The 23,213-nt window shown below is 73.9% G+C and carries 19 protein-coding genes and 2 riboswitches; of the genes, 15 read left to right on the top strand and 4 right to left on the bottom strand.

Features of this window, described 5'->3' with window-relative positions:
- Positions 1-13: 13 nt before the first annotated feature.
- Positions 14-87: riboswitch (cobalamin riboswitch) on the bottom strand.
- Positions 88-155: 68 nt separating this feature from the next.
- The 3 genes from C6W10_RS04895 to C6W10_RS04885 are packed head-to-tail and all read left to right on the top strand — an operon-like array spanning position 156 to position 3,708.
- Positions 156-1,433 carry a precorrin-3B synthase gene (locus C6W10_RS04895; protein ID WP_107256908.1) on the top strand — a complete coding sequence of 426 codons (1,278 nt, stop codon included), beginning with the start codon at positions 156-158 and terminating at the stop codon, positions 1,431-1,433.
- On the top strand, positions 1,430-2,059 hold the full coding sequence (locus C6W10_RS04890; RefSeq protein WP_107256906.1) for a precorrin-8X methylmutase: 630 nt from the start codon (positions 1,430-1,432) through the stop codon (positions 2,057-2,059). Before C6W10_RS04895 ends, C6W10_RS04890 begins: the two co-directional genes overlap by 4 nt.
- Positions 2,056-3,708: a precorrin-2 C(20)-methyltransferase gene (locus C6W10_RS04885; protein ID WP_107256904.1), complete on the top strand. Its 1,653-nt coding sequence runs from the start codon at positions 2,056-2,058 to the stop codon at positions 3,706-3,708. The genes C6W10_RS04890 and C6W10_RS04885 overlap by 4 nt, the downstream gene beginning before the upstream one ends.
- A gap of 58 nt (positions 3,709-3,766) precedes the next feature.
- Here the strand turns inward: C6W10_RS04885 and C6W10_RS04880 are convergent, their stop codons facing one another.
- Complete coding sequence (locus tag C6W10_RS04880; protein ID WP_107256902.1) at positions 3,767-4,519, bottom strand: cobalt-precorrin-6A reductase; 753 nt, start codon at positions 4,517-4,519, stop codon at positions 3,767-3,769.
- Positions 4,520-4,704: 185 nt separating this feature from the next.
- Positions 4,705-4,782, top strand: a riboswitch (cobalamin riboswitch).
- 56 nt (positions 4,783-4,838) lie between these two features.
- Between C6W10_RS04880 and C6W10_RS04875 the strand changes: the two genes are divergently transcribed.
- The 4 genes from C6W10_RS04875 to C6W10_RS04860 all read left to right on the top strand — a co-directional run bounded on the left by C6W10_RS04875 (position 4,839) and on the right by C6W10_RS04860 (position 7,297).
- Positions 4,839-5,042, top strand: a complete 204-nt coding sequence (locus C6W10_RS04875) for a CbtB-domain containing protein (protein WP_107256901.1) — start codon at positions 4,839-4,841, stop codon at positions 5,040-5,042.
- 13 nt (positions 5,043-5,055) lie between these two features.
- A complete protein-coding gene (locus C6W10_RS04870; RefSeq protein ID WP_107256899.1) occupies positions 5,056-5,853 on the top strand; it encodes a CbtA family protein in 798 nt (265 codons plus the stop codon).
- Positions 5,850-6,467: a histidine phosphatase family protein gene (locus tag C6W10_RS04865; RefSeq protein WP_107256897.1), complete on the top strand. Its 618-nt coding sequence runs from the start codon at positions 5,850-5,852 to the stop codon at positions 6,465-6,467. Before C6W10_RS04870 ends, C6W10_RS04865 begins: the two co-directional genes overlap by 4 nt.
- A gap of 179 nt (positions 6,468-6,646) precedes the next feature.
- Positions 6,647-7,297: an NADPH-dependent F420 reductase gene (locus tag C6W10_RS04860; protein ID WP_107256882.1), complete on the top strand. Its 651-nt coding sequence runs from the start codon at positions 6,647-6,649 to the stop codon at positions 7,295-7,297.
- 18 nt (positions 7,298-7,315) lie between these two features.
- Here the strand turns inward: C6W10_RS04860 and C6W10_RS04855 are convergent, their stop codons facing one another.
- The gene (locus C6W10_RS04855; protein WP_107256880.1) at positions 7,316-8,236 is read right to left on the bottom strand and encodes a sigma-70 family RNA polymerase sigma factor; all 921 of its coding nucleotides are present in this window, start codon (positions 8,234-8,236) and stop codon (positions 7,316-7,318) included.
- Positions 8,237-8,391: 155 nt separating this feature from the next.
- Between C6W10_RS04855 and C6W10_RS04850 the strand changes: the two genes are divergently transcribed.
- The 3 genes from C6W10_RS04850 to C6W10_RS04840 all read left to right on the top strand — a co-directional run bounded on the left by C6W10_RS04850 (position 8,392) and on the right by C6W10_RS04840 (position 12,072).
- Positions 8,392-8,748 (top strand): DoxX family protein, encoded by a 357-nt coding sequence (locus tag C6W10_RS04850; protein WP_107256878.1) that lies wholly within the window; start codon positions 8,392-8,394, stop codon positions 8,746-8,748.
- Between the two features lie 132 nt (positions 8,749-8,880).
- Positions 8,881-11,205 (top strand): rhamnogalacturonan lyase, encoded by a 2,325-nt coding sequence (locus C6W10_RS04845; protein WP_107256876.1) that lies wholly within the window; start codon positions 8,881-8,883, stop codon positions 11,203-11,205.
- Between the two features lie 153 nt (positions 11,206-11,358).
- Positions 11,359-12,072, top strand: coding sequence for a hypothetical protein (locus tag C6W10_RS04840; RefSeq protein ID WP_159104467.1), 714 nt, complete (start codon positions 11,359-11,361; stop codon positions 12,070-12,072).
- 16 nt (positions 12,073-12,088) lie between these two features.
- Here C6W10_RS04840 and C6W10_RS04835 read toward each other — a convergent pair whose 3' ends face one another.
- Together C6W10_RS04835 and C6W10_RS04830 are read right to left on the bottom strand one after the other, a co-directional pair.
- Positions 12,089-12,760, bottom strand: a complete 672-nt coding sequence (locus C6W10_RS04835) for a TMEM175 family protein (RefSeq protein ID WP_107256873.1) — start codon at positions 12,758-12,760, stop codon at positions 12,089-12,091.
- A gap of 110 nt (positions 12,761-12,870) precedes the next feature.
- A complete protein-coding gene (locus tag C6W10_RS04830; protein ID WP_234361619.1) occupies positions 12,871-13,860 on the bottom strand; it encodes a DUF5954 family protein in 990 nt (329 codons plus the stop codon).
- 340 nt (positions 13,861-14,200) lie between these two features.
- On the opposite strand from C6W10_RS04830, the gene C6W10_RS04825 reads away from it, so the two are divergent.
- The 5 genes from C6W10_RS04825 to C6W10_RS04805 all read left to right on the top strand — a co-directional run bounded on the left by C6W10_RS04825 (position 14,201) and on the right by C6W10_RS04805 (position 23,032).
- A complete protein-coding gene (locus tag C6W10_RS04825) occupies positions 14,201-15,388 on the top strand; it encodes a serine hydrolase (RefSeq protein ID WP_234361618.1) in 1,188 nt (395 codons plus the stop codon).
- Positions 15,389-15,860: 472 nt separating this feature from the next.
- Positions 15,861-19,628: a CARDB domain-containing protein gene (locus C6W10_RS04820; RefSeq protein ID WP_107256867.1), complete on the top strand. Its 3,768-nt coding sequence runs from the start codon at positions 15,861-15,863 to the stop codon at positions 19,626-19,628.
- A gap of 158 nt (positions 19,629-19,786) precedes the next feature.
- The gene (locus C6W10_RS04815; protein WP_107256865.1) at positions 19,787-20,953 is read left to right on the top strand and encodes an AAA family ATPase; all 1,167 of its coding nucleotides are present in this window, start codon (positions 19,787-19,789) and stop codon (positions 20,951-20,953) included.
- A gap of 48 nt (positions 20,954-21,001) precedes the next feature.
- Positions 21,002-21,592 carry an SAM-dependent methyltransferase gene (locus C6W10_RS04810; protein ID WP_199853867.1) on the top strand — a complete coding sequence of 197 codons (591 nt, stop codon included), beginning with the start codon at positions 21,002-21,004 and terminating at the stop codon, positions 21,590-21,592.
- 219 nt (positions 21,593-21,811) lie between these two features.
- Entirely contained in the window at positions 21,812-23,032 is a 1,221-nt protein-coding gene (locus C6W10_RS04805) for an ROK family protein (protein WP_107256861.1), read from the top strand.
- Positions 23,033-23,213 lie beyond the last annotated feature (181 nt).

Below are 23,213 nucleotides of genomic sequence, written 5' to 3'. Positions count from 1 at the left end.
TGACGGCGGTCCGGAGTGTCTGGCTCCCGACCCGTACGCAGGTCGGTGACAGTGGCGGGACCGCCCCGGACTCGCACCGGGTTCCTCCGGGTCCACCGCGTGATGCTTTTCTCGCCGCCGGTCGACGCCGAGGACCACGACTCTACGATGAGCCCGTGTCCGCCCTCGCCACCCCGTCCCCCCGGCCGCCGGAGGACCGCTGTCCCGGTGCGCTGCGGGCGCACCGGGCCGCCGACGGGCTGCTGGTCCGGGTGCGGCTGCCCGGCGGTCAACTCCGCCCCGGCCAACTGCGGGTCCTCGCCGACCTCGCCCGGATCGAGTCCGACGGCGCACTGGAGCTGACCTCCCGGGCCAACCTCCAACTCCGCCGCCTCGCCGACGACGCCTCGGTACGCCGGGTCGCCGACCGGATCGCCGAGGTGGGACTGCTGCCCACCGCCACCCACGAACGGGTACGCAACCTGCTCGCCTCCCCGCTGAGTGGGCGGGACCGGGCCGGGCGGCTCGACGTACGCCCGATGGTGCGGGACCTGGACGCGGCGCTGCGCGGCGCCGCCGACCTGGCGTCGCTCAGCGGGCGTTTCCTGTTTGCCCTCGACGACGGCCGGCACGACGTCGCCGCCCTCGGCCCGGACCTCTGCTGGACCGGCGATTCGCAGGTGCTCTGGCTGGCCGGCACCGACACCGGGCTGCGGACCGGTCCGGAGGATGCCGTCGAGCTGCTGATCGCGGCCGCCCGTGCCTTCCTGCGGGTCCGCGGCGACCGCCGGGACCTGTGGCGGCTGGCGGACCTGCCCGACGGGCCGGCCCGGGTGACCGCCGCGCTCGACCGCCCCGCCTCGACCGCGCTCGACCGTCCCACCTCCGTCGCGGCCCCGACCGGGCCGTCCCGGGTCGGGTCGCCGAGCGGGTCGGCGCCGGCACCGGCGGTGGGCCTTCATCCGGGCGGCGTGCTGGTGGTCGGTACCCGGCTCGGCCGGTTGACCGCCGACCAGGCCGAGCTGCTGGCCGACCTCGCCGGCACGGACGAGATCGTCGTCACGCCGTGGCGCAGCCTGGTGCTCGACACCGAGGGACCCGATATCGTCGGCCGGCTGGCCACGGCCGGCCTGCTGGTCGACCCGGCCTCGCCCTGGCTCGGCGTGACCGCCTGCACCGGACGGCCCGGCTGCGCCAGCGCGCTCGCCGACGTACGGCGGGACGTCACCGAGGCGCTGGCCGACGCCGGTACGGCGGGCGGGGCGGCGCTGCCGGCGCACGTGGCGGCGCTGCCGGTGCACGTGGTGGGTTGCGAGCGTGGCTGTGGCCGACCGGCCGGACCGGCCGTACTGGCGGTCGCCACCGGCACCGGGTACCGGATCGAGGCCGGCGGCACCAGCCGACCGGGCACCCCGGCGACCGCGCTGGCCGCACGGGCAGAGAGGCAGAAGTGAGCTACGAGTACATCCGCGACGGTGCGGAGATCTACCGGCGGTCGTTCGCGACCATCCGGGCCGAGGCCGACCTCTCCGCGCTGCCGCCGGAGCTGGCGCCGGTGGTGGTCCGGATGATCCACGCCAGCGGCAGCGTCGACCTGGTCGACGACGTCGAGGCCGCGCCCGACCTGGTCCGCGCCGGTCGGGCCGCGCTGCGGGCCGGTGCGCCGATCCTCTGCGACGCGGTGATGGTCGCCGCCGGCATCACCCGGGCCCGGCTGCCCCGCGACAACGAGGTGCTCTGCACGCTGCGCGACCCCGAGGTGCCCGAGCTGGCCCGCCGGCTCGGCACCACCCGGAGCGCCGCCGCGCTAGAACTGTGGCGGGACCGGCTCGACGGTGCCGTGGTGGCGATCGGCAACGCCCCCACGGCGCTGTTCCGGCTGCTGGAGATGATCGACGAGGGCGCGGCCCGACCGGCGGCGATCGTCGGCGTACCGGTGGGGTTCATCGGGGCGGCCGAGTCGAAGCAGGCGCTGGCCGAGCACGGCGCCGGCATCCCGTACCTGGTGGTGCACGGCCGGCGCGGCGGCAGCGCCGTCACCGCCGCCGCCGTCAACGCGATCGCGAGCGAGGTCGAATGAGCGCGACCGAGCCGGCCGGCGGGTCGACCGGGGCCGGTGGCCGGGTGGGGACGCTGCGTGGCGTCGGCGTCGGGCCGGGCGATCCCGAACTGGTGACGGTGAAGGCGGCCCGGGTGATCGGCGCCGCCGACGTGGTCGCCTACTACTCGGCCCGGCACGGCCGGAGCATCGCCCGGTCCATCGCCGCGCCCTACCTCCGGGACGGCCAACTGACCGAGCCGCTGGTCTATCCGGTCACCACCGAGACGACCGACCATCCGGGCGGCTACGAGGCGGCGATCACCGAGTTCTACGACGCCAGCGCCGAGCGGCTCGCCGCGCACCTGTCGGCCGGCCGGGACGTGGTGGTGATCTGCGCCGGGGATCCGATGTTCTACGGCTCCTACATGTACCTGCACGAGCGGCTCGCGCACCGGTTTCCCGCCGAGGTGGTACCCGGGGTCACCTCGATCAGCGCCGCCACCGCCGTACTGGGGCGGCCGCTGGTGGAGCGGGACGAGGTGCTCACCGTACTGCCCGGGACGTTGCCGGCCGACGAGCTGACCCGCCGGCTGGCCGACACCGACGCCGCCGCCGTACTCAAGCTGGGGCGGACGTTTCCGCAGGTACGGGCGGCGTTCGCCGATGCCGGACGGCTGGCCGACGCCTGGTACGTCGAGCGGGCCACCACCGAGGGTGGCCGGGAGCTGCCGCTGGCCGAGGTCGACCCGGACGGGGTGCCGTACTTCTCCCTCGCCGTGCTGACCAGCCCCACCGGCGACGCCGTGGCGGCCGGTGTCGGCGCGGACCCCGGCGTGGCGCCCTCGACCGATCCGGCGGCGCCAACCGGCTCGACAGCGCTGACCGGCTCGACGGCAGCGCGGACCGGCTCGACGGCGGCGACCGGGGGCGGGGAGCCGGCCGGCGGGGTGACGGTGGTCGGCCTCGGTCCGGCCGGCACCCGCTGGCTCACCCCGGAGACCAGCCAGGCGCTGCGCGAGGCGGAGCACCTGGTCGGCTACGGCCCGTACGTCGACCGGGTGCCGCACCGCCCCGGACAGCACCGGCACACCTCCGGCAACCAGGTCGAGATCGACCGGGCCCGGCACGCCCTGGAACTCGCCCTGGCCGGCGCCCGGGTGGCCGTGGTCTCCTCCGGTGACCCGGGAGTCTTCGCGATGGCCACGGCGGTGTTGGAGGTCGCCACCACCGACGAGCGGTTCGACGCCGTACCGGTACGGGTGCTGCCCGGGCTGACCGCGGCGCAGGCGGCGGCGAGCCGGATCGGTGCCCCGCTCGGCCACGACTTCGCGGTGCTCTCGCTCTCGGACCGGTTGAAGCCGTGGGCGGTGATCGAGCAGCGGTTGGCCGGTGCGGCCGCCGCCGACCTGGTGCTGGCGCTCTACAACCCGGCCTCGGCCAGCCGGCGGTGGCAGGTCGAGGCGGCCCAGAAGGTGCTGCTGCGGCACCGCGGCGCCGACACGCCGGTGGTGATCGCCCGGGACGTGGGCCGACCGGGGGAGCGGATCACCGTGGTACCGCTGGCCGACCTCGATCCGTCCGATGTGGACATGCGCTGCCTGCTGATCGTCGGTTCCTCCACCACCCGGACCGACCGGCGGGCGGACGGTTCGACCGTGGTCTGGACGCCCCGCACCTACCCCGGCTGAGCGCCGCCGGCCCGGCCAGGCTCCCGGCCGGTCAGGCTCCCGGCCCGCTCCCGGCCGGTCAACCTGCCGGGAGCGCCCGCTCCAGCCAGGCCAGCGCCGCCGTCACGTCGCCGACCGCCGCCGGCAGGGCGACCGGCGCCGGTCGGTCCACCAGCACCACCGGCAGCTCCAGCTCGCGGGCGGCGGCCAGCTTCGCCATCGTGTACGTCCCACCGCTGTCCTTGCTGACCAGCACGTCGATCCGGTGCGCGGTCAGCAGTTCCCGCTCCGCCGCCAGCCGGTAGGGTCCCCGGTCGCGGAGCAGGGTGACGTTGCCCGGCAACGGGACCGTCGGCTCGTCGACCACCCGGACCAGCAGCCAGGTGCCGGTCAGGTGCAGGAAGGCGCCGAGCCCCTGCCGGCCGGTGGTGACGAAGGCCCGGCGGCCGAGCCGGGGCAGCAGGTCGGCGGCGGCGGCGAGATCCGGTACCCGGTGCCACCGGTCCCCGGGACCCGCCGTCCACCCGGGACGCTCCAACCGCAGGTACGGCACCCCGGTCGCCTCGGCCGCCTGCACCGCCGACGACCTCATCCGGGCCGCGTACGGGTGTGTGGCGTCGACGAGTACGTCGATCCGGTGCTCGACCAGCCAGCGGGCGAGCCCGGCCGGTCCACCGAACCCGCCGATCCGCACCTCGCCGACCGGCAGCCGGGGGTCGGCGACCCGCCCGGCCAGCGACGAGACCACCACGGTGTCGGGGCGGTCGACCAGCGCGGCGGCCAGCTCCCGCGCCTCGGCGGTGCCGCCGAGCAGCAGCACCCGGGTCGTCACGGGCGCGACGGTATCGGCCGGCCCGGGTCGGCACAACGGTACGGTGCTGCGGCGGTGACCTCCGACACCCGCGGCGGGCGGTGCGCCGTACCGGCCGACGGTGGGCCGCGCCGCCCGAGCGGTGTCCCGGTTGACCGGCGGGTACCGCCCGGTTACGGTCGACTGGCCATCTGCGGCGGTACGAGGGAAGCCGGTGAAAGTCCGGCGCGGTCGCGCCACTGTGAGCGGTCCCGACCCGGTCGGGGTCCCGCGAGCCAGGACGCTCGGTCGTCGCAGCCTGTCGACGGGGACGCGTCATCCCCGAGGAGGTTCTACGCGCATGTCCAGCCCTGCTCCGGCCCGCCCGCTCTCCCAGCCGGTGGTCTCCGCCCGGCTACTGTGGACGGCCCTCGCCGTCGTCGCGCTGCTCGCCCTGCTGGTCTACCTGGTCGCCTTCGACCAGGGGGCCGTCTCGCGCAGCGGCATGTACCTGCACGAGCTGATGCACGACGGTCGGCACCTGCTCGGCGTCCCCTGCCACTGATCGACCCAGCACCGTGCCGACGTTTCTGTCCGTACTGCTGCGTGGCCTGCTCGCAGGCCTGGTCGCCGGTCTGATCGCCGGGACCTTCGCCTATCTCGTCGGCGAGCCGCGGATCGACGCCGCGATCGCGATCGAGGAAGCGGCGACCCACTCCACCCCCGGCGTCGAGGCCGACCACCACGCCGAGGAACTCGTCGGCCGGGATGGTCAGCGCGCCGGGCTGTTCCTGGCCACCGGGCTCTTCGGTGCCGCGATGGGCGGCCTGCTCGCCACCGGGTACGTCCTGCTGCGCCGTCGACTGCACAGCACCGACGACGGCCGGGCGGCGCTGCTGCTGGCCGGCGGGGCGCTGCTCGGGGCGGTCGTCGTACCGTTCGGCAAGTATCCGGCGAACCCTCCGGCGGTCGGCAACCCGGACACCATCGACCAGCGGACCGGCAGTTACCTGCTGCTGGTGGTGCTCGGTCTGGTGGCGGTCTGGGCCGGTGCGCTCGCCCACCGCTCGGTTCCGCCGCACACCCCGTACGCACTGCGGGCTGCGGCGGCGGTCGGCGGCTTCCTGCTGGTCGCCGTGGTGGCCTACACCGTGCTGCCGTCGTACCGGGAGGTGCCGGACGACTTCCCGGCGACCCTGTTGTGGGAGTTCCGGCTCGCCTCGCTGGGTACCCAGGTGGTGCTCTGGACCGGGATCGGCCTGCTCTTCGCCGTGTTGCTCGGTTGGCGGGGTCGGGACCGACGGCCAACTGTCGACGGTGGACCGGGGCGGTCCGCCGGGACGCCGGACGGTGCCGGGGTTCCGGCCGGACGGTGAGCCCGACCAACCTGCACCTGGTCGCCCACGCGCACACCGCCGCCCTGCGCCGGGCGGTGTTCGGCGGCGGCGACGACGGCCTGGACCGCGCCGGCCTGGCGGCGGCCCGCGCGCTGGCCCACACCGGGTCGGGTCGGCGCGGGCCGTTCGGTCGGGTCGACGCCTGCCTCAGCACTCCGGCCGAGGCGGGCCGGCAGACCGGGTACGCGCTGGGCCTGCGGCCGACCGCCGTGCCCGCGCTCGCCGACTGCGACTACGGCCGGTGGACCGGGCTCTCCCTGGCCGAGGTCGCCGCCCGGGAGCCCGACGCGCTGCGGGACTGGCTCGGTACCCCCGGGGCGGCCCCGCACGGCGGCGAGTCCGTGCGGGCGCTGCTCGACCGGGTCGACGGCTGGCTGGCCGGGGAGCTGGGCCGGGGCGAGCGGATCGTCGCCGTCACCCATCCGGTGGTGGTCCGGGCCGCGCTGGTCCGGGCGCTGCGGCTGCCGGCCGACACCTTCTGGCGGCTGGAGGTGGCGCCGCTGGCGGTGGTCCGGCTGACCGGACGCGGCCCGGGGTGGCAGCTTCGGCTCACCGCCCCGCCCGCCGCCGGGGTGGGCGCCGAGCCGGAATAACCGGCGGGTGGGCCAGGTTGCCCGGGTATACTTGACGCGTCAACGAGACGGGGGAGGGTCGTGCGGACACAGCGGGGTCTGATCCGTCGGCACGCCCGCATCGTCGCCGCCGTGCCGGGAACGCGACCGGAGCGCCCCCTTCCGGTGCCGGCCGCTCCCGCCGCGAGGACTTCCCGATCATGAACGGCTCGTCGCTGCCCCGGATCGCCGTACTCGGTGCCGGGCACGTCGGCCCGGTGATCGCCCGGGTCGCGCTCGCGGCCGGCCACCGGGTGACGATCGCCGCCTCCGGCGACCCCGAGAGGATCGCCCTGATCACCCAGATCCTGGTGCCGGGCGTCGAGCCCCGGTGGGCCGCCGACGCCGTACGCGACGCCGACCTCGTGGTACTCGCGATCCCGCTGCACCGGTTCCCGGACTTCGACCCCGGACTCGTCGCCGGCAAGCTGGTCGTGGACACGATGAACTACTGGCCGCCCACCGACGGCGTACAGGCGCTGTTCGAAGATCCCCGGTACGGCAGCAGCGAGATCGTGGCCCGCCGGCTCGACCGGTCGACGGTGGTGAAGACGTTCAACCACGCCGGCTACCACCAGATCGAGGAGGAGCGGCGGCCGGCGGGTGACCCGGACCGGCGCGCGCTCGGGGTGGCCGGTGACGACAAGGCGGCGACGGATCTGGTGGCCGGGGTCGTCGAGCGCATCGGCTACGACGCCGTACGGCTGGAGAGCCTCGCCGCCGGGCGGCTGCTCGAACCCGGCGGCCCGGTCTTCGGCGCCTCGCTGCGCCGCCCCGAGTTCGAACTCGCCGTCCGGGGCGTGCTGCGGTAGGTCGCCCCGGACGGAGGTTCACCAGGCGTGCTCCGGCGACCGGCCGGTCTCGCCGGGAACCGTGATGGTCACCCGGTCGAGCCGGTCCGGGTCGCCGATCACCTCGACGGCGTGGATTCGCCCCGCCTCGACGGTGAGCCGCAGCACGGCGCTGAGCCGGCCGCGCGGAGCGATCACGAGGCCGGGGCTGCCGTCGATCCAGGCGACACCGCCGCGCCGGGCCCGGGCGGCGAAGTGCCGGGTCTCCTCCGCCACCGCCCGCGCCCCGCGCAGCTCGGTCGGCATCCCGGCGGGCAGCAGCACCGGGTCGGCCCGGCGCACGACGTCGGGGGCGAGCAGGTCGAGCAGGGTCTCCAGGTCACCGCCCCGGGATGCGGCGAGGAAGGCCGCCACCAGCGGGAGGTGCCGGGCGGCGAGCCGCCGCTGCCCGGGAGCCGGCCCCCGCACCCGGTCCCGGGCCCGGCTCGCCAGCTTCTTCGCCGCCGCCGGGGTGCGGTCCAGCACCCGGCCGACCTCCTCGAACGGTACCGAGAAGAGGTCGTGCAGTACGAAGGCGACCCGCTGCGCCGGTGAGAGCCGGTCCAGTACGACGAGCAGCGCCAGCCCCACCGACTCGGCGAGCAGCACCTCCTCCTCCCCGGTCCGGGCCGGCGCGGTCAGCGGGGTCGCGCCCGGCGCCGGGAACTCCGGGTCGGGGAGGGCGACCTCGGCCCGGCGGCTCCGGGCCCGGAGCATGTCCAGGCACTCCCGGGCGGTGACGGTGGTCAGCCAGCCGGTCAGGTTGCGTACCTCGCCCAGGTCGGCCTGGTCGGCCTTCAGCCAGGCCCGCTGCACGGCGTCCTCCGCGTCGGGCAGCGAACCGAGCAGGCGGTAGGCGACCGCCCGCAGGTGCTGCCGGTCGCGGGCGAACCGGTCGGCGAGGAATTCGTCGGGGCTCACGGGTCACCTTCTCCAGGCATCAGACGTCATGGGGGTGACCAGCCCGAGACGACCGTGTCCGTGAGAGCCGAGGAGAACGACCCCGTGAGACTACCGATGGTGCCCCGCGCCGAGCGCTCGGCCCTGCCCGTCCACCGGCAGCCCGGAGGTGGGCCGTGCTGACCGCGTACGTCGTGGTGGCCCTTTTGACGATTGTGGCCTGTGCCTGGAGTGCCGCCGTCGACCTGGCCCGGACGGAGTTCGTGCTCGCCAACTCCGCCCGGGTGGGTGTGCCGCCGTCCTGGCTGCCGCCGCTCGCCGCGCTGAAGGCGGCCGGGGCGGCCGGCCTGCTGCTCGGGCTGCTCGGGGTGCCGGTGGTGGGACTCGCCGCGGCGACCGGCCTGGTGCTCTTTTTCGTCGGGGCGGTGACCGTGCACCTGCGGGCCCGGGTCCTCGACACCGTGGGGTACGCCGGCAGCTTCCTGGCGCTCGCCCTCGGCTGCCTGGTGCTGGGGATCGCGGTGTCCGGCTGAGCCGCTGCCGCTCGCGGCGCCACGACCTTGACAAGGCTGCCCGGGATCCAGAATTCTCAGTGGGTTGTATCGTTTCAGCCCGGTCGCGTTCGTCCCACCGGCAGGATCGGGTCGGACCCACATTGGAGACCCATGAGATCTCGAACCAGGGCAGGCCGGAGGTTCGCCTCGCTGTCGCGGGCGGCCGTCGCGGCCCTCTCGGTGACCGTGTTGCTGGTCGGCAGTCCGGCGGCGGTCACCGCCGGACCGGGCGGCGGCGGGCACGGCGCCGGGCCCCACCTCGAACGCCTCGACCGCGGACTCGTCGCGGTCGCCACCCCCGACGGGGTGTTCCTCAGCTGGCGGCTGCTCGGCGCCGAGGCGACCGGCCGCGGCCGTACCGGCCTGACCGGGGCCGACTTCGCGGTATACCGGGACGGCCGGCGGATCGGCACCGTCACCGACAGCACCAACTATCTCGACCGGGCCGGCACCGGCACCGCCAGCTACCAGGTCGCGGCGGTGGTCCGGGGCCGGACGGGTGCCCGGAGCGCGGCCGTGACTCCGTGGGCCGAGGGGCACCGCGACCTGCCGCTGCGCAAGCCGGCCGACGGGGTGACCCCGACCGGCGAGGCGTACACCTACTCGGCCTCCGACCTGAGCGTCGGCGACGTCGACGGCGACGGGCAGTACGAGTACGTCGTCAAGTGGGATCCGTCGAACTCCAAGGACGTCTCCCAGGTCGGCTACACCGGCGAGGTCTACCTCGACACCTACGAACTCGACGGCACCCTGCTGCACCGCGTCTCGCTCGGGGTCAACATCCGGGCCGGGGCGCACTACACGCAGTTCCTGGTCTACGACTTCGACGGTGACAACCGGGCCGAGATGATGCTCAAGACCGCGCCCGGCACCAAGGTCACCCGGTACGACAAGCGCGGCCGGGTGCTCTCCGAGCGGTACGTCACGATGCCCCGCGAGGACGTCCGGGCCGGGTACGCGCACACCGACGACTACCGGCTGACCCCGGAGAAGTACCGGCAGAAGCTCGTCGACCTCTTCCTCGGCTGGCACCGGCACCCCGAGGTGGTCGCCGGGCGCTGGCCGGCCACCCTGGAGCAGGCGTTCGGGCTCGCCCCGAGCTACACCTACCCGCTCTCCCGCCCCGACGCCGAGGCGCTGGTCGACCACTTCCTCGACGTCTACGCCCCGGCGCGCAGCGCCCGCAACGTGCTGCGGTCGTTCCAGGGCTTCATCGTGGACGGGCCGGAATATCTCACCGTCTTCGACGGGGCGACCGGCCGCGAGTTGCAGACCATCCACTACAAGCCCGGCCGGCACGACGACGGGCTGATGTGGGGCGACTACGCGATGAGCCGGATCGAGCCGGGCAACCGGGTGGACCGCTTCCTCGCCGGAGTGGCCTACCTGGACGGCCGGCACCCGTCGGCGGTCTTCGCCCGGGGCTACTACACCCGGGCCACCCTGGTCGCCTACCGCTGGGACGGCCGGCGGCTGCGCGAGGGCTGGTACGTCGACAGCGGCTGGGTGCCGATGAGCAACCCGTTCAACGACGGCCCGCACGGCCGGGAGGGCACCGACCCGGAGTACGGCACCCTGACCACCCAGGGCGCGCACTCGCTCAGCGTCGCCGACGTGGACGCCGACGGGAAGCAGGAGATCGTCTACGGTGGCGCCACCATCGACCACGACGGCAGCCTGCTCTACAGCTCCTACGGCGTCCTGCCGCCGGGCAGCGCCAATCCGGGCGCCCGGGCCAAGGTCGGGCACGGCGACGCGCTGCACGTCACCGACATCGACCCGGCCCGTCCCGGGCTGGAGATCTTCATGGTGCACGAGGGCGCGTCCGGGGCACCGTACGGCTACGCGCTGCGGGACGCCCGTACCGGTGAGGTGATCTACGGCGGCTACACCGGCGTGGACACCGGGCGGGGCATGGTCGGCGACGTCGTACCCGCCGAGCCGGGGTTGGAGACCTGGGCGACGGTGGTCGGCGGCCAGCCGGACGGGCCGGGCCTGCGTACCGCCGACGGTGACCTGCTCGGCACCGTCATCCCGGGCACCAACCAGAGCATCCGGTGGGCGGCCGACATGACCACCCAGATCGTCAACGGCGCCGGGGAGGTGACCCCGACCATCGACGACTGGCAGCGGGGCCGGCTGCTCACCGCCGAGGGGACCCGGACGAACAACGGGACGAAGGGCAACCCGGGGCTGGTCGCCGACGTCCTCGGGGACTGGCGTGAGGAGTTGCTGGTCCGCACGGTGGACAGTTCGGCGATCCGGATCTATCTGAGCACCGAGCTGACCGACCGCAAGCTCTACACACTGATGCACGACCCGCAGTACCGGGTCGAGGTGGCCCGGCAGCAGACGACGTACAACCAGCCGTCGTACCCGAGCTTCTATCTGGGCTCGGACATCGACTGGTCCCGGGTGCCGCTGCCCGGTCGCTGACCGGCGGCGGGGCCACCCGAGCGACGCCGGACGGACCCGGCGCTCCACCCGGAGCGCCGGGTCCGTCGTCGTCCGGGATTTCCGGGGGTACCGGCGCGGCGGGGGGAACCGGGCGGCGGGGCCGCGGCTCGTCTGCGGTGGAGGTGGTCAACGATGCGCACCCGTCGCATGCTCGCCGCCGTCGCCGCGACCCTGGTCGCGCTGGCCGGCACCCTACTGCTCGCCCCGACGCCGGCCCAGGCCGGCAACTGGGCGGCCACCCTGCTGGATCCGCTGCCGGAGCGGCTGGAACCGGGCCGGGGCTACACCGTCGGGCTCTGGGTGCTCCAGCACGGTTTCCGCCCCTTCGAGGGTGATCTCGGCCGGGTGGCGTTGCGGCTGGAGGACGGGAAGGGCGGCTCGCTCTCCTTCCCGGCGTCGGCGCTGCCGGAGCCGGCGCACTACGCGGCGGCCGTCGCGGTGCCGCACGCCGGCGCCTGGACGGTGACCGCCGTACAGGGCCGGTTCACCGACTACCGGATCGGCACCCTCACCGTGCCCGGCGGGCTGGCGGTGCTCGGCGTGCCGGCGCCGCTGCGGGCGGACGAGACCGAGAGGTACTGGCCCGGCGCGATCCGGCCGCCGACGGCTCCGGTCGACCCGGACCGGGACCCGTTCGCGGTGGCCGCCCCGGCGCCGGTCGACGACCCGAGTGCCGCGGCCGGGGCGGCCGGATCGGAAGCCGCGCCGGATCGGGCGACGGGCACGTCCCGGCGTGCCCTGCTGGTCGCCGGCACGCTGCTGGTGGTGGCGCTCGCCGGGCTCGGACTCGTCGCCGGATACCGGTGGCGGCGGCCCCGCCGTGCCGACCGACCCAGCACCGTCTGACCGGGGGCCCGGACGGTCAGCCGGCCTGCTCCCCGCCGTGCCGGGACCGGGCGGCCTCGCCCCTGATCGGCAGCCAGTACGCCGGGATGAAGGCGGCGATCACGGCCACGCCGAAGAGCGGGAAGAACCCGCCGAGCGCGGTACCGGCGGCGATCCAGAAGAGGGCCAGCCGGAATCGTCGGGCGATCGAGGCGGCCACCGTCCGGTCGGTGCCGGGGTCGAGCAGTCCGGGTCGTCGGCGGACGTACTCCCAGATGACGTTGAACAGGATCGGGGCCGCCTCCAGGGTCAGGCCGTAGAAGACCACCGCGACCCGCTGGCCCTCGCCGTGGTGGAACGCGTCGGAGAGGACCGACGCGGCGAACGGCAGGAACGCGATGTCCATCAGCAGCAGCGTGTTGAGGAACAGCACGAGCCGGTCGACGGCCCGGATGTGGTCGAACATCACGTGGTGGTTGACCCAGACCTGGCCGATCAGCAGGAAGGTGATCCCGTAGGCCAGGAAGGACGGCCAGAGTGCTGTCAGGGCGTGTGACAGCCGCCCGAAGTCACCGGGTGGATGGATCTCCAGGACGAGCAGGGTCACCGCGATCGCGAAGACGGCGTCGCTGAACGTCACCACCCGGCCCGGCTGCCGGGTCCCGCTGAACGCCCGGCCGCGCTGGCCGGCTGGCGGGGACTCGGACACGGCCGTCAACCCCTCGATGACCTGCGGAACCCTCCGCGCGAATCTGGCCCGACCGTAGCAGCGGGCCGGGTGCCGGGCCGGGCCTTCGACGGAATCCGTCCGCGCTCGGCTCAGTCCGGGTCGGGGAGCAGGCCCTGCTCGCGCAGTTGCTGGCAGTGCAGTTCCGGCGGCGGTTCCGGATCCCAGTCGGAGGCGCGGGGCCCCTCCGGGCCGTCCGGGCCGACCCGGACGAACCGCTCCACCCGGGTCACCCGGCAGCGGACGCCCCGGATCTCGAACTCGTCCGTACGCGGCGCCTCGAACTCCTCCAGCGCCCGGGTGTACGCGGCCCGGATCTCCTCCAGCGACGCGTCCTCGTGCGGGACGATGTCGCTGAACCGGAAGGCGGCCGAGTCGCGGGCGGCCTGCGGCGTTGGGTACGTGCTGAACGACCGGGGTTGCCAGCTCCCGTGCACGTACTCGCCGATGGTGAAGCCGACCGGCAGCAGCACCACGTTCGGGTGGGTGGCGAGTGCCCGGCGGGAGTCGGCCCGGACGTCGTCGGGGACGATGCCGGCCTTGTAGAACGCGGGGACCATCTCTATCCGCAGTAGCCCGTCGGAGAGGCCGGTACTCGCGGTCGGGTCGATGACGAAGCCCTCCTCCTGGGACCGGACGCCGCGCGTCTTGCCCGGCGGGTACGGGTCCGGGTCGGTGGGCCGGGGCGGTTCGGGCCCGTCCGGCCCCATCCGGATGAACGGCTGGGCGCGGATGATCCGGTAACGCCGCCCGTGCACGGTGAGGTCGTCGACCACCTCCCAGTCGAGCAGCCGGATCGCCTCCCGGTATTCCCGGCGTCGCGTCGCGTGTCCGGCGGTCTCCGGCGTCTCGCTGAGCAGTCGGCGGAAGTGCGAGCCGAGGCCGTCCCGGCTGCCCTGCGGCTGGTCGCCGCTGAGGCTGAGGATCCGCCACCGGCCGGCCACCTCCTCGGCGTACCCGAAGACCGGCGCTCCCCACATCAGCTTCGGATAGGCGAGCGACCGGCGGCGCGCGTCGTCCTCGGAGACCGCCGACACCGGATCGTTCCGCTGCGTGATCCGGATCAGCAGATGATCCGGCACCTGCCTACCGTGATGAGTCATGCACGCAGTGTGCCCCGGTCGTACCCGATCCGCAGCCCACCGCGCTCGTACCGTCTTGGTACAGATGCGGCGGCGTCGGGGTGGGAGCGTGACCCGCCGACGCGGTGGGCGGAGGGCCCGGCCGGGCGGCCCTTCGCCGTCTCTTCCCGGGCCGGACACCGATTGTCCTAGGATGCTTTACGGGGAGTGCGCCGCAGCACCCTCCCGACCCGACCATCCGCTTGGCCCGGGGATATCCCCTCGGGGCGAACACCGATGTGGACGCATCGACGGGCTTCCTAGGGTGGGGCCCAGGTGCTCGGAGGGGGAGGAGACCAACGTGTCCATAAAGCTCGGTCGAGGCGCGCGGTGCCTGATGGTCGCGACGCTGGTGACCGCGATGCTCGGCGTCGCCGTCGCGCCACCGGCGTCCGGGTCCACATCCGTCGACAGTGGACGGTGGTTGCGGGTCGGCGTGACCGACCTGCACGCCCTCGGCATCACCGGGGTGCAGGGGCTGGCCCGGGACGGCGTGCGCGACAGCTACGCCCGGGCCGGGACGGCAGACCTGGCCACGGGTGCGCCGGTACCCCGGGACGGGTACTTCCGGATCGGCAGCAACACCAAGACCTTCGCCGCGGTGGTGGTCCTGCAACTGGTCGGTGAGGGTCGGCTCCGGCTCGACGACACCGTCGACCGCTGGCTGCCCGGCGTGGTGGCGGGCAACGGCAACGACGGCCGGCGGATCACCGTCCGCCAGCTCCTGCAGCACACCAGCGGCCTCTACAACTACACCCGGGACCTGCCCGGTCTCTCCTCCGCCGAGGGGTACGCCCGGCACCGGTTCGACCACTACGAGCCGGCCGAACTGGTGGCGCTCGCCATGGCGCACCCGCCGACGTTCGCCCCCGGCACGAGCTGGGACTACTCGAACACCAACTACATCCTGGCCGGGATGCTGATCGAGCGGGTGACCGGCCGGAGCTGGGCGGCCGAACTGCGGGACCGCATCCTGCGGCCGCTGCGGTTGACCGAGACCTCCACGCCGGGGGACCGGGCGTACCTGCCGGGGCCGCACGCCAGGGGCTACCAGCAGTGGGAGCCGGGTGGGCCGCTGGACGACACCACGCTGTTCAACACCACCATGGCCTACACGGCCGGCGATTTGGTCAGTACCCCGTCCGACCTGGTCCGCTTCTGGCAGGCCCTGCAACAGGGCCGGCTGCTCGCCCCGGCCCAGTTGGCCGAGATGCGGCGTACCGTGCTCGCCGAGACCTTCCAGGACTACCTGCCGGGCGCCCGTTACGGGCTCGGCGTCATGTGGGCGCCGAACGCCTGCGGCGGGTACTGGAGCCACGGCGGCGACGTACCGGGGATGAGTACGGTCAACGGCGCCACCACGGACGGCCGGCGGGTCGTCGTGCTCTCCCTGACCACCCAGTTGGCCGGGGACGAGGCCGCCATGGCGGTGTTGCGCCGCGCGGACGAGATCGTGGCGGACGCGGTCTGCGGCAGGCCGGCGGGGTAGTCACGCCGCGCCGACGCCGGTAGCCGGCGTGAGCCCGCCCGCCCCGTGACCCGTTGTGGTCGCGGGGCGGGCGGCTCTGTGTCGGGCCGGCGGTGGGCCTTCCCGAGGTCGCATCGATCGGAATGGAAGCGTTGACGTGTCGGTGGCCCGCCGGTAACCTTTGGCCAACCTCATGCAAGAACAGAACAGATCGATGCTCTGTTTACCACTGCCAAGCGGAACTTCCGTACAGCACCCGCTCCTCCCGCTGGTGGTCCTCCTCGGTCCGGAGAGGCCGGTGATGCGATCGGCATGTCCGCACCGGTCGGCCCGTCCCCGGTCCGACCCACGGCACCACTTCCACCGCGCTGACCCGGCACCGCCCCGGCCGCCCCGCCCGACCTTCCCGGCGCGGCCGGTCTGCCGACCACCCCCGCCGCCGCGACGTGGCCCCCGCCACCCGTGGAACCGTCCCTCAGCGAAAAGGACAGTGATGAGACGCTCCGATCTGGTCCCGGCGACGGCGACGACGGTCGCCGCCGCCGTGATCGTCACCCTGGCGTTGTCGGTGCCCGCCGCGCACGCCGCCGGCCCGGCACAGCTCGCCCACCAACCGGCCGTCGCGGCCGACCCCGCCGGCCGACCGGACCCGGCCGCCGCCGCCCTGGCCGAGGGCAACCTCGCGCAGGGCCGCCCCACCCAGGAGAGCGGCCACGCCGACGTCTACGACTCGTCCCGGGCCGTCGACGGCAACCAGGGCAGCTACTGGGAGAGCGTCAACAACGCCTTCCCGGAGTGGCTCCAGGTCGACCTCGGCTCGGCCGTCCCGGTCAACCGGGTCGTACTGAAGCTGCCGGCCGCCGGCTGGGGCACCCGTACCCAGACGCTGAGCGTGCAGGGGAGTACCAACGGGTCGTCCTTCGGTGACCTGGCCGCGTCCCGGACGTACACCTTCAACCCGGCGGTCGACGCCAACTCGGTGACGATCACGTTCGGGCAGGCCAGCACCCGCTACCTGCGGATCACCATCACCGCCAACAGCGGCTGGCCGGCCGGGCAGCTCTCCGAACTGGAGGTCTACGGCCCGGACGGTGGCGGCGGCACCGACACCACCCCGCCGGCCGTGCCCGGCACGCTCGGCTTCACCCAGTCCGGTACGACGATCGCGCTGAGCTGGGGCGCCTCGACCGACAACCCCGGCGGCAGCGGCCTGGCCGGTTACAACGTCTACCGCAACGGTGCCCAGGTCGCCTCGCTCGGCAACGTGACCAGCTTCAACGACACCCAGCCCACCAACACCACCGTGTCGTACTTCGTCCGGGCCCGGGACGTGGCCGGCAACCTCTCCGGCAACAGCAACACCGTCACCCGGACCGGCAGCCAACAGTCCGGCTGTGTCAACGTCGCCCGGGGCAGGCCGGCCACCGCCAGCGGCTCCACCTTCACCTTCGTACCGGCGAACGCCGTCGACGGCTCGCTCGGCACGTACTGGGAGGGGGCGCCCGGCTATCCGCAGACCCTGACGGTGGCGCTCGGCGCCAACCACGCGATCACGGCGGTGCAGGTGAAGCTGAACCCGGATCCCGCCTGGGGCACCCGTACCCAGAACTTCCAGGTGCTCGGCCGGGACCAGGCCGCGACCACCTACACCAGCCTGGTGCCGGCGGCGAACTACCAGTTCGTGGCGGGCAGCAACGCGGTGGTGGTCCCGGTCAGCGCGACCACGGCGGACGTGCAGCTCCGGTTCAACTCCAACACCGGTGCCCCGTCCGGCCAGGTCGCCGAGCTGGAGGTCTGCGGCACCCCCGCGCCCAACCCGGACCTGGTGGTCACCTCGACCAGCTGGACGCCGGCCGCGCCGAGCGAGACCACCCCGGTCACCCTCTCGGCCACGGTCCGCAACAGCGGCTCGGCGGCGGCCGCGGCGACCACGGTCAACATCAGCCTCGGCGGCACCGTCGCCGGCAGCGCCCCGGTGCCCGCGCTGGCCGCCGGTGCCTCGGCCACGGTCACGGTGAACGCCGGTACCCGGCCGATGGGCAGCTATCCGGTCGTCGCCGTGGTCGACCCGACCAACACGATCGTCGAGCAGAACGACGCCAACAACAGCTTCACCGCCCCGTCGCCGCTGGTCGTCGGCCAGGCACCCGGCCCGGACCTCCAGGTGACCGGGATCGCCTCGAACCCGCCGAACCCGGCGGTCGGGGCGGCGGTGACCTTCACGGTCTCGGTGCAGAACCGGGGTACCGCCGCGACCGGCGCGACCACCGTCACCCGGGTCACGGTCGGCGGCACCACGCTGAACACCAACACCCCGTCGATCGCGGCGGGTGCGACCAGCGCCGTGGCGATCAGCGGCAGCTGGACCGCTACCAGCGGCGGGGCCACCATCACCGCCACCGCCGACGCGACAAACGTGGTCGCGGAGACGAACGAGGGCAACAACGTACGCACCCAGTCGATCGTCGTCGGGCGCGGTGCGGCGGTGCCGTACGTGTCGTACGAGGCGGAGGCCGGCCGTTACCAGGGCACCCTGCTGGAGGCCGATCCGCTGCGTACCTTCGGGCACACCAACTTCGCCACCGAGTCCTCGGGGCGCAGGTCGGTGCGGCTGAACAGCACCGGTCAGTTCGTCGAGTTCACCTCGACCAACGCGGCGAACTCGATCGTGGTGCGCAACTCCATCCCGGACGCGCCGGGCGGCGGCGGCATCGAGGCCACCATCAGCCTGTACGTCAACGACACCTTCCTGCGCAAGCTGACCCTCTCCTCCCGGCACAGCTGGCTGTACGGCAACACCGACGACCCCGAGGGGCTGTCGAACAGCCCGGGTGGCGACGCCCGGCGGCTCTTCGACGAGGCGAACGCGCTGCTGGCCCAGTCGTACCCGGCCGGCACCCGGTTCCGGCTCCAGCGGGACGCGGGCGACACGGCGGCGTTCTACATCATCGACCTGGTCGACCTGGAGCAGGTCGCCCCGGCGACCAGCCAGCCGGCCGGTTGCACGTCGATCACCCAGTACGGCGCGGTGCCGAACGACGGGCTGGACGACACCGCCGCGATCCAGCGGGCGGTCACCGACGACCAGAACGGTGTGATCGGCTGTGTCTGGATCCCGCCGGGGCAGTGGCGCCAGGAGCAGAAGATCCTCACCGACGACCCGCTGAACCGGGGGCAGTGGAACCAGGTCGGGATCAGCAACGTCACCATCCGGGGTGCCGGGATGTGGCACTCGCAGCTCTACACGCTGACCGAACCGCACCTGGTGGTCGGCGGGATCAACCACCCGCACGAGGGGAACTTCGGCTTCGACATCGACGCCAACACCCAGATCTCGGACATCGCCATCTTCGGCTCGGGCCGGATCCGGGGCGGGCCGGGCGGTGCCGAGGGCGGCGTCGGGCTCAACGGCCGGTTCGGCGTGGGTACCCGGATCAGCAACGTCTGGATCGAGCACGCCAACGTCGGCGTCTGGGTGGGCCGGGACTACGAGAACATCCCGGCGCTCTGGGGTCCCGGCGACGGGCTGGAGTTCACCGGGATGCGGATCCGCAACACGTACGCCGACGGAATCAACTTCACCAACGGCACCCGGAACTCGCGGGTCTTCAACTCGTCGTTCCGGAACACCGGTGACGACGCGCTGGCGGTCTGGGCCAGCCGCTACGTCCGGGACACCTCGGTCGACATCGGCCACTCCAACGCCTTCGTCAACAACACGATCCAGCTTCCGTGGCGGGCCAACGGCATCGCGGTCTACGGCGGGTACGGCAACCGGATCGAGAACAACCTGATCTACGACACGATGAACTACCCGGGGATCATGCTCGCCACCGACCACGACCCGCTGCCGTTCTCCGGGCAGACGCTGATCGCCAACAACGGGCTCTATCGCACGGGTGGCGCCTTCTGGGGCGAGCAGCAGAAGTTCGGGGCGATCACGCTCTTCCCGGCGACCCGGGACATCGTCGGGGTCACCATCCGGGACACCGAGATCGTCGACTCGACGTACGACGGCATCCAGTTCAAGACCGGTGGCGGCAACATGCCGGGCGTCGTGATCAGCAACGTCCGGATCGACCGGTCCAACAACGGCGCCGGGATCCTGGCGATGAACGGGGCGCGCGGCAGCGCGACGCTGTCGAACGTGACCATCACCAACTCGGCCACCGGCAACATCGTGGTCGAGCCGGGGTCGAGTTTCACCATCACCGGTGCGCAGCCGGCCCTCCGGCAACCGCGCAGGCCGGCCGTGGACTGAACCTGTTTACAGGGCATCAGCTCCGGGCCTGACCGGCCACGGGCGTGCCTCCCGGGTACCGCACCGGGAGCCGCCCGTGGCCGGTCGGCGCATTCTCCCGGGCCGGCCGGGGTGGCCTCCGCACCCCGGGCCGGTCGGTGGGGCCGTAACCTGGCCGGATGATCCGCACCCTGGCCGTGCAGAACTACCGGTCGCTGCGCAGCCTGGTGGTGGAGCTGGGCCGGCTGACGGTGGTGACCGGGGCGAACGGCACCGGCAAGTCGAGCCTGTACCGGGCGTTGCGGCTGCTGGCCGACTCGGCCCGCAACGGGGCGGTCGCGGCGCTGGCCCGGGAGGGCGGGTTGTCGTCGACGCTCTGGGCGGGGTCGGAGACGATCGGCCGGGCGGTCCGGGCCGGTGAGCATCCGGTGCAGGGGACGGTCCGGCGCGGCCCGGTCAGCCTGCGCCTCGGCTTCGCCGGGGACGATTTCGGGTACGCCGTCGACTTCGGGCTGCCTCCGCCGTCGAAGGACTCGGCCTTCACCCGGGATCCGGAGGTGAAGCGGGAGGCGGTCTGGTCCGGGCCGCTGCTGCGCCCGTCGACGCTGCTGGCCGAGCGCGCCGGTACCGCGTTGCGGATCCGTGACGGCCGGTCGTGGCTGGCGGTGCCGGACGCGGTGCACCCGTTCGACAGCATGCTGAGCGAGTACACCGATCCGCAGCGCGCCCCGGAGCTGCTCAGCGTACGGGAGCGGATCCGGTCGTGGCGCTTCTACGACCAGCCGCGTACCGACATGGCCGCGCCGGCCCGGCAGCCGCAGGTCGGTACCCGGACCCCGGTGCTCGGCCCGGACGGTGCCGACCTGGCCGCCGCGTTGCAGACGATCCGGGAGACCGGCGACGCCGCGGCGCTGGCCTCCGCCGTCGACGCGGCGTTTCCCGGCACCGAGCTGACGATCGGGGTCGAGTCCGGGCGGTTCGAGGTGCGGCTGCACCAGCCGGGCCTGCTGCGCCCGCTCGGCGGTGCCGAACTCTCCGACGGCACGCTGCGGTACCTGCTCTGGGTCGCCGCGCTGCTCAGCCCGCGACCGCCGGCGCTGCTGGTGCTCAACGAGCCGGAGACGAGCCTGCATCCGGAGCTGCTGCGGCCGCTGGCCGGGCTGATCCTGGCCGGCTCGGCACGTACCCAGGTGGTGGTGGTCAGCCACTCCCGGGCGTTGACCGGCGCGCTGGAGCACGACGCGGCCGAACTGAGCACGATCGAGCTGGTGAAGGAGTTCGGCGAGACCCGGGTCGCCGGACGGGGCCGGCTGGACGAGCCGGCCTGGCAGTGGCCGAAGCGTTAGGGAGCGGGCGGTGGTGGCCCGGACGGCGGGGGAGGTAGCGACGTGTCGATGCGGGGTACCGCGAGCTATGCCGGGGTGACCGGGCTGCCGCCGCTCGTCTCGGCGGCGGTGGCGCTCGCCGAGGAGCTGGGTTTCGGATGCTCGTGCCGGCTGGAACAGGGGCGGTTGCTGACCGCGCTGGCGGCCGGCGCGACCACGGCCATCGGCGAGACGGGTACGGGCTGCGGTGTCGGGTTGGCCTGGCTGGTCGCCGGCCGGCGGCCCGGGGTCCGGGTGGTCAGCGTCGAGCGGGACGCCGAGCGGGCCGAGCGGGTGGCCGGGCTCTTCGCCGCCGTCCCGGGGGTCGAAGTGGTCTCCGGCGACTGGACGCGCATCGAGGGGTACGGCCCGTTCGACCTGCTGGTCCTCGACGGCGGTGGCAACGGCAAGCTGGGTGCGGCGGCGGATCCCGAGCGGCTGCTCCGGCCGGCCGGGTCGGTGGTGGTCGACGACTTCACGCCACTGACCGGGTGGCCGCCGATGCTCGGTCCGGCTCCGGATGCCGCCCGGCTGGGCTGGCTAAACCATCCGGCGCTGCTCGCCACCGAGGTACGGCTGGCCCCGGACCTCTCGACGGTGATCGGTACCCGCCGCCCCTGAACGCGCGGGCCGCTCCCCGGACCGTGCGGCCCGGGGTGACGGGGCCGTCGGTGCGTTCGGTCCGGGGTGACGGCGCCGGCCGGTCCGTTCGGTCCGATCTCGTGCTGGCGCGGAGACTATCTCGTCTGCTTATCATAAGCGTTAGTCGATGTCTTCGACGAGCGTCAGCCGCCGCCGGGTCCGCCGGGGTGCCGGCCACGAAGGGTCTAGAGTTTCGCCGTGAAGCGCACCTCCAGGGACATCCGGATCGCCAACCGTTTCGAGGTGCTGCGCCGGATCATCGGCGCGCCGATGGTGTCGCGGCAGCAGATCGCCCAGGACACCGGGCTCAGCCTCGCCACCGCCGCCAACCTGATCGGCGAGCTGCTGGAGCTGGGGCTGCTGGTCGAGGTGGGCTACCAGGACTCCGGCGGCGGGCGGCCCCGGGGTGTGGTTTCGGTCAACCCGGCCGGCGGCGCGCTGGTCGGCGTCGACGTGGCCGAGACGTACGTGCACGTCGACCTCTTCGACGCCGGGCTGGGGGTGCTGGCCAGCGTCGAGGAGGAGCTGCACCGGACGGAGAACCGGCCCGAGCAGGTGGTGGCGCACATCGCCTCGGCGGTCCGGGCGGCCTTCGCCGAGGGCGGCGTCGACCCGGAGCGGGTGCTCGGGGTCGGGGTCAGCGTGCCCGGCCAGGTCGACCGCGAGGGCGGGGTCTCGGTGTACGCCCCGAACTGGGACTGGCACGACGTACCGCTGCGCGACCTGCTCGCCGGTTCGCTGGACCTGCCGCTCTATCTGGACAACCCGCTGCGCGCCTGCGTCGTCGCCGAGCTGTGGTTCGGGGCCGGGCGGGGGCGCGACGACGTGGTGGTGGTCAACCTCGGCACCGGGGTCGGCGCCGGGCTGGCCTTCGGCGGGGCGCTCTACCGGGGCGCCACCAACAGTGCGGGGGAGTGGGGGCACACCACCCTGGTGGTCGACGGGCGGCTCTGCCACTGCGGCAGCCGTGGCTGCGTCGAGACGTACGTGGGTGCCCCCGGCATCATGCAGACACTGCGCGACCTGGCGCCGAACAGTCCACTGCTGCACCCCGAGGACCAGACCGCGACCGTCGAGGCGCTCGCCGCCGGGGTCGCCGCCGGAGATCCGGTGGCCGCCAAGGTGGTCACCGAGACCGCCCGCTATCTCGGCGTCGCCGTCGCCGACCTGGTCAACCTGGTCAACCCGGAGGTGATCGTGCTCAGCAGTTGGGTCGCGGCCCGGCTCGGCGAGGCGCTGCTGGCCGAGGTCCGGGCGGTGGTGGCCCAGCACGCGCTGAGCCGGCCGCTGGCGGCGACCGAGATCACGCTCTGCCGGATCCCCGGCAACCCGGTCAGCCTCGGGGCGGCGACCTTCGCCCTCAAGCGCTTCCTCGCCGGCATCGGCACCACCGCCGGGGGCCTCATCCGGCAACGCTGACCGCCCGGCACCGCCGTGGGCCGGGAACCGGTCCGATCGCCGCCGCCGATCGGGCGCCGTGCCGCTCGGCCGGTGCAACTCGGCTGCGGCCGGGGCGCGATGCCGGTCAGTTCCCGGCGGACGCCGGGCCGGCCAACCCGTGCGAAGCACGGCGAAGCCGCGCGGCGGGATCTGGACGCCG

Source organism: Plantactinospora sp. BB1 (assembly GCF_003030385.1).
Classification (GTDB): domain Bacteria; phylum Actinomycetota; class Actinomycetes; order Mycobacteriales; family Micromonosporaceae; genus Plantactinospora.
The sequence above is the reverse complement of the archived record's forward strand: the minus strand, read 5'-3'. Positions and strand labels throughout refer to the sequence as shown.